11 protein-coding genes are annotated in these 11,761 nt (G+C 46.5%); 5 read left to right on the forward strand and 6 right to left on the reverse strand.

The features are described from left to right. From QUB70_RS29040 to QUB70_RS29060, 5 genes are all read right to left on the reverse strand, one after another. Positions 1–497 (reverse strand): leucine-rich repeat domain-containing protein (locus tag QUB70_RS29040; protein WP_332985087.1); only part of this gene is annotated, 497 nt, incomplete at its 3' end. A 403-nt stretch (positions 498–900) separates the two neighbouring features. Then, the gene (locus QUB70_RS29045) at positions 901–1,110 is read right to left on the reverse strand and encodes a hypothetical protein (RefSeq protein WP_332985089.1); all 210 of its coding nucleotides are present in this window, start codon (positions 1,108–1,110) and stop codon (positions 901–903) included. Further along, on the reverse strand, positions 1,097–1,390 hold the full coding sequence (locus QUB70_RS29050; RefSeq protein WP_332985091.1) for a hypothetical protein: 294 nt from the start codon (positions 1,388–1,390) through the stop codon (positions 1,097–1,099). Before QUB70_RS29050 ends, QUB70_RS29045 begins: the two co-directional genes overlap by 14 nt. Before the next feature lie 345 nt (positions 1,391–1,735). Continuing rightward, positions 1,736–1,987, reverse strand: a complete 252-nt coding sequence (locus QUB70_RS29055; RefSeq protein WP_332985092.1) for a hypothetical protein — start codon at positions 1,985–1,987, stop codon at positions 1,736–1,738. Between the two features lie 329 nt (positions 1,988–2,316). Further along, on the reverse strand, positions 2,317–5,094 hold the full coding sequence (locus tag QUB70_RS29060; RefSeq protein ID WP_332985094.1) for a diguanylate cyclase domain-containing protein: 2,778 nt from the start codon (positions 5,092–5,094) through the stop codon (positions 2,317–2,319). 602 nt (positions 5,095–5,696) lie between these two features. Between QUB70_RS29060 and QUB70_RS29065 the strand changes: the two genes are divergently transcribed. The 5 genes from QUB70_RS29065 to QUB70_RS29085 all read left to right on the forward strand — a co-directional run bounded on the left by QUB70_RS29065 (position 5,697) and on the right by QUB70_RS29085 (position 11,270). Next, positions 5,697–6,380, forward strand: a complete 684-nt coding sequence (locus tag QUB70_RS29065; RefSeq protein WP_332985095.1) for a class I SAM-dependent methyltransferase — start codon at positions 5,697–5,699, stop codon at positions 6,378–6,380. Positions 6,381–6,654: 274 nt separating this feature from the next. Continuing rightward, positions 6,655–7,200: an RNA 2'-phosphotransferase gene (locus QUB70_RS29070; RefSeq protein WP_332985096.1), complete on the forward strand. Its 546-nt coding sequence runs from the start codon at positions 6,655–6,657 to the stop codon at positions 7,198–7,200. A 71-nt stretch (positions 7,201–7,271) separates the two neighbouring features. Then, entirely contained in the window at positions 7,272–8,480 is a 1,209-nt protein-coding gene (locus QUB70_RS29075) for an AAA family ATPase (RefSeq protein WP_332985097.1), read from the forward strand. Between the two features lie 265 nt (positions 8,481–8,745). Continuing rightward, positions 8,746–10,950 carry a PAS domain-containing sensor histidine kinase gene (locus QUB70_RS29080; RefSeq protein ID WP_332985098.1) on the forward strand — a complete coding sequence of 735 codons (2,205 nt, stop codon included), beginning with the start codon at positions 8,746–8,748 and terminating at the stop codon, positions 10,948–10,950. A gap of 26 nt (positions 10,951–10,976) precedes the next feature. Next, on the forward strand, positions 10,977–11,270 hold the full coding sequence (locus tag QUB70_RS29085; RefSeq protein ID WP_332985100.1) for a TIGR03792 family protein: 294 nt from the start codon (positions 10,977–10,979) through the stop codon (positions 11,268–11,270). Between the two features lie 25 nt (positions 11,271–11,295). On the opposite strand, the gene QUB70_RS29090 is transcribed toward QUB70_RS29085, so the two are convergent. Beyond that, on the reverse strand, positions 11,296–11,761 hold a 466-nt coding region (locus QUB70_RS29090), incomplete at its 5' end, for a type II toxin-antitoxin system VapC family toxin (RefSeq protein WP_442927847.1).

The raw sequence follows: 11,761 nt of genomic DNA on the forward strand, positions 1-11,761 counted from the left end.
GTCAAATTAGTCAGAGATTGCAGGGGTGTGATGTCTGATATTTGATTGTTGTGCAGATTCAGATCAGTCAAATTAGTCAGAGATTGCAGGGGTGTGATGTCTGATATTTGATTGTTGTGCAGATACAGATCAGTCAAATTAGTCAGAGATTGCAGGGGTGTGATGTCTGATATTTGATTGTAGTACAGCTCCAGATGAGTCAAATTAGTCAGAGATTGCAGGGGTGTGATGTCTGATATTTGATTGTTGCACAGATGCAGAGAAGTCAAATTAGTCAGAGATTGCAGGGGTGTGATGTCTGATATTTGATTGTTGTACAGAGCCAAGTTATTGCTACTTGACAGTATCTGGTTCGCTTCATAAATGTCAGAAGTGCCAGCTTTTTTTAACAGCAACTCAACTGTATATCTTGCTGCTTCTGAAAGGCTATCTTTGTGCAAGCACCAGTCGGTAAAGCTGCTGAAAGTTATTGATTGTTTTGGTTGTTGTTCTGACATAAAACTGTGGAAAATTAGGATAATATAATGCTACTTGTTAACAGATTTGCGCGAGTTTCAAGTTTGTACTCTAAATTCCTCCGGCTCAATATCCCAGTTTACCCAGCAAATTGCCTCGCGAGCCGATCGCACATCAGGAGGCACTCACAGTGCATGAATAGACCTCTTACAAAAGTCCTTTTAATCAAATTTTGGAACGGGCAAGATGCCCGTTCCACAAGGAAAAATGTTTTTTGTGGGATGGGCATCTTGCCCGTCCTAGTTATTTTTGCAAGAGGTCTAATAAATCCCGTATTCAGAAAGCTCATTTTCAACAAAAAACTGCTAAAGGACACTCCAATGCGTCGAAATCGTCCTCAAAATCGATTTTTAACAGGGTATGTATCCCTGGCAAATATCTAATTCAGTGGCTGCTAGTTTTTGACAAATACGATCGCACAAAATGACATCCAATGCTGTAAATGCCGATCGCACAAGCACCCACTTTACTCATTTCCACAGCGATCGATCTATCGCGAAAAGTGGAAAGCGCGATCGCCCTCCACTTTTCCCGATAAACTGGCATCAAAGCTGCTTGTTCTGGCGTGAGTTTTTTAACTTTAGTCTGTGACATACCTCCAACCTTGGGGCTCGTATTCGCGCTGAATTCGCACCATCCAATTACCTTCGGGAATTGCGATCGCATGGTGTTCTTCGTGACTCAATAAAGCTGTCGGCGAAAGCACCCGCAAGTACAGAGTGCCGTCTTTTTCGTAAAGTTCAGCTTGTCCCTCAATAATCTGGTGAGAATGTCCGGTGACTTCACCTTCGGCGAGAGTTAGGTGAGGTTTTTTTTCTCCTTGGATTTGCGGTACGGGAGTGAGAATTACGTCGCCTTGTCGGATGGGTTGCATAGGTTTTTTGTCTATTTTGTTTGCTGGTGTCGATCGAGCTTTCCGACCGCAACTCTACACTACACAGGTAATACACGGTCGTCAAGAGCGATCGACCGACACCATACTCCATAACTGTTTGCTGCACTGACAGGCGTTATGTTCGAGCGTGAAAGTGCGATCGGAAACAGAAATGCTATATATAGATAAGCTGTTACGCATTTAAAATAGTATTGTAGGGTGCGTCAGCCCTTTCTCGTTTCCCTTGTAAGCGTAAGTGTTCTAGCTGACGCACCCTACAGGCCTCGTTAGTGGTTTAAATGCGTAACAGCTTACCAGTTTCGAGAAAGTTTTAGGTTTGAATGCCTACCTATGTGCAGCTAGAGCATTTGTATCGATGTCTTTTTCAACAAAGTAGTCAATCAGCAAGCTTGCAATCATTCTGCTGAAGACTTCGTATTTTTGCGAGACTGACAATATTTCTACCTCACCTTTGAAATAAAACAGTCTGATGCCGGGGGAGTTAGAAAAGCCCTGCTGAATTAGTTTGAATTTTTGCCAGCTAATCTCGGAGTGGACTAGCCTTTGGTCTTCAGGCTTATCTAAAGTTAATGTCATGAGACGACCTGCTATAATTATTCTGTTGCTATTAGAAATAAGTTAAGTTTTTAGTCAGGACTTTAGTCCTTATTAAGTCGAATTTAAGGACGGAAGTCCTTAAGACGAACCTATTTTTGTAATATATTTAGTTTTTCCAATTCGATCGCAGCGAACTGACTAGACCTCTTGCAAAAGTCCTTTTAATCAAATTTTGGAACGGGCAAGATGCCCGTTCCACAAGGAAAAATGTTTTTTGTGGGATGGGCATCTTGCCCGTCCTAATTATTTTTGCAAGAGGTCTACTAAGGACTAATAACTAATAACTAATAACTAATGACTAATAACTATTATCCTTCAAATGTGGCAACCGACACCCGATCGCGCCCTGCTTCTTTTGCCCGATAAAGCGCCTCGTCGGCGATCGCAATTAGCGTCCCCGGTTGGGACATCGGCGCCGGAATGCAGCAAGCTACACCCAAACTCAGCGTCACGTATTCGCTGACAGCAGACTTAGCGTGAACAATCTGCAAACCCCGCACCTTTTGGCCGATAATTTCAGCAACGCAAGCCGCACCTTCAATATCCGTATTCGGCAAAACTACTGCGAATTCTTCTCCACCGTAACGCGCAACTAAATCAGCCGGTCGCTTTACCGACTGCTGGATAACCTGCGCCACTTGCCGCAAACATTCATCCCCCGCTTGGTGGCCGTAAGTGTCGTTGTAAAGTTTGAAATAATCGATGTCGCACATAACCAAAGACAGCGGTGCTTCTTCCCTCGCCAAACGCCGCCATTCCGTATCGAGATATTCATTAAAAGAGCGGCGGTTTCTTACCTCAGTCAAACTGTCGTAAGTTGCCAAATACTGCAAGGCTCGATTCACAGTTTCTAACTGCTGTTTCTGCTGCTGCAATTGACGGTTGAGGACTGCCAACTGCTGTTCGGCTGCGTGCGATCGCAACAAATTTTTCACCCTCGCCAGCAGTTCCCTCTCGTCAAAAGGCTTCGAGATATAATCGTCCGCACCAGCATCTAAACTTTCAATCCGAGATTCCATCCCCGATCGCGCTGTCAAAAAAATTACCGGAGTCGAACTCAATTCCGGCGTGGTGCGAATCTCCTTGAGCAAATCCAGTCCGTTTTGTCTGGGCATGATTTGGTCGCTCAAAATTAAATTTGGCTGCAAACTTTTAGCTTTTTCTAAACCTTCAACCCCGTCAATCGCCACGGCGACTCGATAGTACGGACTCAATAAACTTTGGAGGTAAGCCAGCAGAAAACTGTTATCTTCTACTACCAGCAACAGCGGTAATTCTCTGCTGTCAGGTGTTAATTCTTCGCCATTATTTTTGTCGTCAAAACTGTTATGTTCCGACAGCGAGGCGTGGGGTGCGATCGCCCGGACATCTCCCGCGTGCTCTCCGAAGCCGGATTCAGTCAGTCCTGCCAATTGGGCGATCGCGCTCACCAACTGATTCGCGGACACCGGCTTCGACAAATGCCTCTGAAACCCCGCCTCCAGCGCCGATGCCGAATCTTCTTCCCGGATGCCTCCCGTCAGCGCCACCGCCGGCAGGAGTTCCCTTTGCTCGGACATTTCCATTGCTCTGATGCGACGGATCAAATCGCAGCCGTCTGTTTCCGGCATCGCCATATCGCTCACCAACACGTCGGGCCGCCACTGTTGCAACTCGGCCATCGCTTCGCCGGCGCTACCCACCGCTGTTACCTTGGCTCCAAATGCTTCGAGGCCAGTTTTCAGAAATTTCCGGATCTCGGCGCTGCTGTCCACCACCAGGACTTGCTTTCCCGCTAGGGGTTTGGAAACCGATCCGGGTCTGCTTTCCATTTGAGCGATCGCAGCAGTGGGATCGTCAGGTGAATTTTTTTTGGCAATCGGTAGCAGCACCCCAAAGGTCGCCCCCTGACCGAGGCCGGGACTCAAAGCCCAAACACTTCCCCCGTGCAGTTCCACCAACTGCCGCACAATTGAGAGTCCCAGGCCGAGCCGGTGCTGTTCCTTTGTCTGGAAGCTCTCTGCGGGGCGGAAGTAGTCAAAGATGTGGGGCAGAAATTTGGGGTCGATCCCGCAACCGCTGTCGCTGACCCGAATCAAGACGCCGGACGGAGTAGGTTCGATCCGCACTAGAACTGGGTTTGGTGTCGATTCTGGGGTGAATTTGATGGCGTTGGTAAGCAAGTTCCAGACTACTTGCTGCAAGCGTTCTGCATCTGCCAAAATGTAGCTGACGGCGGGGTCAAAATGTGTTTCTACGCGGATGTTTTTGGCATCGGCGGCGGGGCGGAGGGTGCCGATCGCAGATTCTATGACAGACGGGAGGTGCACCCGGTCGAGGTTTAGGCGCACTTTCCCCCGCAGAAGGTGCGAGAGGTCGAGGAGATTGTCTATTTGTCTGTTTTGCAATCTGGCGTTGCGCTCGATGATTTCCAAAGCGCGGTTGGTGGTGGCTTCGTTTAACTTGCGCGATCGAGCTAGCTGCACCCATCCCAAAATCGCGCTCAGGGGCGATCGCAGTTCGTGTCCGGCGATCGCCAGAAATTCGTCTTTTGCCCGGTTGGCTTCGGCTTGGGCTGCTTCAAGGGCTTTGCGATCGGTGATGTCGAATCCGATCGCCAAATACTGAGAGGGTTTTCCCTTGAAGTCCAACAGCGGAACTACTGCGCAGTACACCCAATAATCGCTGCCATTCTTAGCTTTATTCTTAATTTCTCCTTGCCAAACTTCACCTTGGGCAACAGTTGACCGCAGATTTTTAATTAATTCCGAAGACTTATATTCCGAGTGGAGAATGCCGAAGTGGGAGCCGATCAGTTCGGCGCGCGAATAGTTAGAGATGGAGCAAACTCGATCGCTGACGTAGTTGATAATTCCTCGCGCGTCCGTCCTCACCGCCAGTGTCGATCGGTCGATCGCTCCCTTAAAATCTAAACATTCTTGCAGCGACGAATTTAGTTCTTTTGTTGTAGAAATTTTGCCTGAGCGATCCGGCGCGTTTGGTTGCTGGCAATCGGCCTTATCCTTGCTCCGCTGTTGGATTTTCATTGCTTGTATTTTCCCCTGACGGCTGACACCTAATCTACTCGCATCCTGATTAATTATCACTTTTTTTTTTGCCCGAGCTGGCGGGTGTAATATTTTGTATTTCTTCATTTTCCTGAAAAATCGGCTGTCCGCACATCCACTTCGGACTAACCTCAAATTTTATTTACAGTTTGGCTCAATTTTGTCAATCTTAGGACATATTTTCTCAAATCTGCCCGAGCGGGCTCTGGGTAATACCATTTTAGATTTTTCATTTTATATTTTAGGATGGAAATGACTGATGAATTGAGGGTGTCGAGCACGGGCCTACAGTTGCATTCTTGTTTTAAACTGGTATAAGAACCGTCAAAATTTTTCTCACAATTACCTCCCGCATCTGGCACAAAGTCTCCTCTTCCGCAGCCTTTCGGGCCTCCGGCATTCTGCCTCATCTCCACTCAAGCAGATATATGCATGGCTAGACAGTTACCAAATAATTGGCTGGTTTGGACGAACAAAGTCCGTGTCTTGCGATCGTCACCAACTTCTGTTAAATTATTTTATTCTACATCTTGACACCTCTGCATACTTTTTGTATTATAAACTGTAATATGCCCTCGAACGAGAGAGCAGCCCAACTGCATTGACGCACTCAACTATTAACAATTTGAGGAAAATGAGCTGTGAGTTTAGACGCTGTACGCGAGCAATTTGAACAAAGAGCATTTGATTGTGACGGCTTAATTCCCCGCCTCATTCCGCACTATCGAGAGCAACACGATGTAATATTGCAGTTAATCCCTTTTGAAACTAATGCTCACATAAAAGTTCTGGATTTAGGCGCGGGCACGGGCATACTGTCTGCCCTGATTTTGCAAACATTTCCTCACGCAAATGTCGCAGCCTTTGACATGGCGGAAAATATGCTGAAAATTTGCCAAACTAATTTGTCCGCTTTCCAAAAACGCCTGAACTTGCAGCACGGAAATTTCGCCGAAGATGATTTCGGCAGCGGTTACGACTTGGTAGTTTCGGGGTTGGCAATCCACCACCTAGACAGCGCAGGTAAACAACAGCTATTTCACAAACTTTTCCACTCCATGAATCCAGGCGGAATCTTGCTAATTCGAGATATTGTGACAGGTGTTACTCCCCGGCTGACCGAACAATACGAACAGTTGTGGCGGCAGTACATGAAAGCTAACGGAGAAAACGATGCAGCCTGGTTTCAAAACTATCTAAAAGAAGATATTCCCTCCTCTGTTGAAGAGCAGACAAAGTGGCTTGCAGAAGCTGGTTTTGCAGAGGCCGGATGTCACTGGCGCTATCTCAACTTTGCTATTTTTGGCGGAGTTATCCCAAGGTAGAAGGCAGAGTTTTTGATAATTATCAAAAGATAAACAGGACTTGCGCAGAGCCTCTATATGTAGGGTGCGCAATGCGCACCTTACCGCTATAATTCGCGCGTCAAACTATCTTTTGCCTTAGTCCAGATTTTCAACAAACCTGTAGGGGCGGGTTCACTCAACCGTTCTCTGGCAGTACCAACAGATTCAATAAACCCGCCCCCACCAAACGATATAACCCGCTAGTGACATTTTCTAAAAAGTGATTTAAAAGCTCAATAAATAAAGTAAAATTATGAAAGATTTTCGATTAGAAAAAATCAGCAGATATCTCAGCAAACACCTGCGTCACGCGCCATCGCGCATCGGCATTGAACTCGCTCCCGGTGGCTGGGTTCCTGTTAGCGAACTCCTCGATGCCTGCCAAAAAAATAACTTTCCAGTTCAGCTTGCAGAACTCAAAGAAGTAGTTGCCGAAAATGACAAACAGCGCTTTTCATTCGACGAAACAGGCACTCTCATTCGTGCCAACCAAGGACACAGCGTAGAGGTTGACTTGCAGTTAGAACCCACTGTTCCCCCGGATATTTTATATCACGGAACAGGCAGCACAGCCGTCGAGTCTATTCTCAGTCAAGGAATTAGGAAAATGTCGCGGCATCACGTTCATTTGTCGGTGGATATCCAGACGGCGCGCCAAGTAGGTGCAAGACACGGCATTCCGGCAGTTTTTACTGTAGATGCCGCAGCAATGCAACGCGACGGTCATACATTTTACTGCTCGAAAAACAAAGTTTGGTTAGTAGATGTTGTGCCACCCACTTATCTAAAAATAAGTTAAAAAGAGCCAGTGGTTTTGTCTAAAAATCTAGCTAAATAAGTTAAAATAAGAGTAACTAGGAATTGCAAAACATGAGTTCGGGAAATATGGCAGACAGCCAAAACAATTTCAATCAAAACAATCCTCAAAATCGAGGGCTGCTCGGCTCGGGCTGGCGACCTCTCTACCGTCAATTTGATTGGGAACACCTGCTGCACTTAGCATCTAGCGACCCCTTAGAACTAGCTCAAAAAAGTTTAGATGCAGCTAGCGACATTGCCGACGCAATGGGACGACACCAATATACCTGGTGGGCCAATATTTTAAATGTATTCTCGGAAAATACTCGCTACGAAATCGATGTGTTTTGGGATTACATTACTCCGCAGCCCGTTTACCCGGATTACCGCTACAAAGATGTTTTAATTACCGAAACACCTGTGGTGCAGTTGGTCAGCCGCGCTAGTATTCCCATCGACTACGTTCTCAACAAACTCCAAGAGATTACTGTTTTCAAAGTTCTGGATTTGCTGGGAAAACCGGATGCGATTACCCAGTTTTTTATGGAACGGCATTTTTCTTATCCGCCGGAGCGATTTATTAGCTGGGAACGCTTAGAAGTTTTGGGTACTGTTTACGCTCATTGGGCCCGATTCGGCTGCTGGCTGCAAATTGACAACTACGACAGGGGAAGACGCTGCTACACTCTGATTTGTCAAGATATTGCGCCGCTGGTTAGCAAGGCAACTTACAATTTAGCGGTGATTCTGGGCGGGTACAAAAGCCGGGTCGGACAGGTTCACAGTCAGTTCCCGATTCGGACGTTTTCTGCGGAAGTTCAAAGTTTTACGGATACTGTTCAGCAGGCAATTCTGGATCAAAATCAGTTGGCTGTTTTGGTTAGCGGCGAACCGGGTACGGGCAAAACTGCTTGGACGCAAGCGGTAGCAAAGGAAATTTTAGTCCCGCTGGGTTATGTAATTTTTATCTTAGATCACGATGCTGTGGAAAATTTTGTGCCGCCGAGTTATTTGGAGCGGATTTGTATTATTATCAATGAAGCTGATAATTTGGCTCAAGATCGATCGACCGCAGAGGCGCAACGCACTAACAAAACTGAACATATTTTGAGTTTGTTGGACGGAACTTTGTATCAAAGCGTCATGGACGAACACGGTATTCAATTTCAGCAAAAACTCGTAGTGTTGATGACTTGCAACACGACTGAAAGATTAGATCCTGCAATGTTGCGGAAAGGGAGAGTGGATTTTACCCGTGAATTTACGCACAAATTTGTTTGAGCGATTACTTAAATTTTTAAGCAATCTGGGCGATAGCACTGGCTGCACGATCTCAACTACTGAACGAGCGCCAGGAAAGTTTCTGAATCTTCAAGTTTAAGGAAAATGTATGGAGTACCTATAGACACACCCCCATCAAAAATGATATCACTGATGGGTGACACCCCTCTCTTGGTATCGCCCAAGAGAGCAAATCAGGGGAACAGCATTTTTGGTGTCAAACAAAATTTTTCAAACTTGATAGTTATGGAGGAAATCCCCAACCGTGCAAACTAAGCCAGTTCAGCAACAAAGTCCGGGACTGGGAAGGTATGCCGACGGGACAATCCCGATCGCCCACCCACCCGCAGAGGCAACCGTGTTCGAGAGTAAAGAGCGATTTCAGCGGTTGGTGGAGCGCTCCGCCGACTCCGTAGCAATGGTAGACTGTGAAATGCGCTATCTGTCGGTTTCTCGTCGCTGGGAAACAGATTGCGGCTTCGGGGGCGGCGAGGTGATCGGCCGATCTCATTGGGAACTGTTCCCGAATCTCCCGGAATATTGGCAGCAAAATGCCCGGGCTTGTTTGGCGGGTGTTTTGGAATACAGCGAGTTTGTGGTATGGCGATCGACCGGATCTGTAGCAGGACAAATCGGAGGTGCAGTCGGCACGTCGGTAAAATGGGTATTTCGGCCTTGGAAAAATAGCTCGGGTGCGATCGGCGGTTTGATTTTGTTTGCCTCTGAGATAGCTGAGGATTTCGCTGAAACAAATTGCTACAAGAAATTTTCCTCCGATGTCAAAAGCAAGCAGTTAGAAACAAGACCGCAACTAACTCAAATTGCCCTCGACAATGCTGCTGATACAATGTTTTTTACTAGCTCAGACGGTCACATTTGCTACGCGAACAAAGCTGCTTGCCATGTTTTCGGCTACTCGGAATCGGAACTGCTCAACCTCACCGTTAGCGACATCGATTCGCAGTTGTCAGCATCCGATTGGATCGAGCATTGGGAGCAACTCAAGCAGCAAAGCAACCTCACTTTTGAAACCACTTACAAAACCAAAGACGGCGCCACTTTTCCCGTCGAAGTTAAAGTCAATTATTTAGAATACGGCGGTTGCGAATACCGCTGCGCGATCGCCCGCGACATTTCGGCTCGCCAAGCAGCAGAAGTTGCGCTTTTAGAGGCAAAAGAGCAACTTCAAGCCGTTTTGGATGCCGTCCCCGGATTAGTTTCTTGGGTAAGTTCCGATTTGCGCTACTTGGGAGTAAATCGACATTTAGCTAACGCTTACCAAATGCCGGCCGAACTATTTGCCGGTCAAAAAGTAGGTTTTTTAGAGACAAGTCCCAAATTTAACGATTTAGTATACGATTTCTTTGCCATCCCTGAAAAAAAGACATCTCAAGAAGTAACGGCGAGCATTCGAGGAGAAAATAAAACTTATTTAATTGTAGCTCAAAAATACCAAAAAAGTACGGCTGCGGTATTTGTGGGATTGGACATTACAGAAAGCAAACAGTCTCTTGTGGCTTTGCAAGAATCAGAAGAGCGCCTGCGGCAGCAAGCGGCGAAATTAGAGCAGACCCTGTTAGTTTTGCAGCAAACTCAAACTCAACTGATTCAAACAGAAAAGATGTCATCTCTGGGGCAGTTGGTAGCAGGAATAGCTCACGAAATTAACAATCCAGTTAGTTTTATTTCCGGCAATGTCAGCCACGCGACGGGCTACATTGAAGAACTGCTGCGAGCGATCGATGTTTACCAAAAGCATTATCCCCACCCCGTGCCGGAAATTCAAGAGTTGATGGAAGAATTGGACTTAGAATTTATCAAAAAAGACTTGCCCAAATTGCTAAATTCAATGAAAGTGGGTTCGGAAAGGATTCGGGATGTCGTGCGATCGCTCCGCTTGTTCTCGCGTACCGATGAAGCCGAAATGAAGACCGCAGATATCCACGAAGGTTTGGACAGCACTGTGCTGATCTTGCAAAATCGCCTGCAAGCTAAAGGGGGACGCCCTGGAATTAATCTCATCAAGGAATACGGGAATTTGCCGCGAGTCCGCTGCTATGCGGGACAGTTAAATCAAGTGTTCATGCACTTGTTGACAAATGCGATCGACGCTTTGGAAGAAGGGGGGAGAAATCCCGAAAAGTATGGTACGATACAAAATCAGTCTTTCTTGTCTTCGGGCGGATCGGGAGCTGAAACATTCCACCCCGAAATTCGGATTAGAACGGAAGTTGTAGGCGAAAGCGAAGTTGCGATCGCCATTAGCGACAACGGCCCCGGCATGACTGAAGAAGTCCTCGGCTGCATTTTTGAGCCTTTATTTACCACGAAACCCCCCGCCACGAGCACTGGTTTGGGTCTGGCAATCTCCCAGCATTTAGTAGAAAAGCACGGCGGTGAGTTGCACTGTGTTTCTCGTCCGGGACAGGGAACTGAGTTGATAATTAAAATTGCGATCGGTAACGATTAATTACCTATTTAAAACTAGGAAATAATATGGTAATCGAGTGGCTCAGATTTAAAGTACCTCAAGAAAAGTGGGAGGCTTTTATTCAGCGAGATCAGGAAGTTTGGACGGCGGGACTAAAAAGTTGGGACGGTTTTTTAGGCAAAGAAATTTGGGTAGATCCGGTGGAAAATGAGGTGGTGATGTTGATTCGCTGGGAAACTAGGGAGAAGTGGAAGTCGGTGCCACAAAGCACAATAGATGAGTTGGATGCCAAAATGGGCGATTTGCAAATTGCGATCGCAGAAAGTCGCGAATATCAAGTTCGCAAGTTTTTGCATTAGTTAGTCAGCAGTCATTAGTTAGGAGTTAGGAATCAAGCGTCCAATCTTCGATCGAAAGTCCCGGAACTTGACAAAAGTCTCGTTGGTTGCGAGTGATAACGGTAGCACCGACGGACAAGGCAATAGCTGCAATCCGCATATCTTTTTGCAGGCGATTTTTCCGCAGGGGCGCGTTATCTTTTAACAGTTTCTTGAGACAAGTATCAGCTTCCGGTGTAAAGTCCCGTACCTCAATAGTTTGGAGGTATTTTACAGTTGTCCAAAGTTTAGAATAGAGTCCCGGTAGGTTATACACCAGGGATGGATCGTTAATCCTGCCAACCCAACCATTGAAGAGTTCTTGAACTGTGACAATAGTGACAGCAAGCTGATGGTTTTTCGCGTTAGCGGTGACATGGGGATGATTAGACAAGATTGCAAAAATCCTTTTAATCAAATTCTGGAACGGGCTCTGGGGCCCATTCCACAAGAAAAAAAATTTTGTGGGATGG

This window comes from Microcoleus sp. A003_D6, from assembly GCF_036702825.1.
Taxonomy (GTDB): Bacteria; Cyanobacteriota; Cyanobacteriia; order Cyanobacteriales; family Microcoleaceae; genus Microcoleus.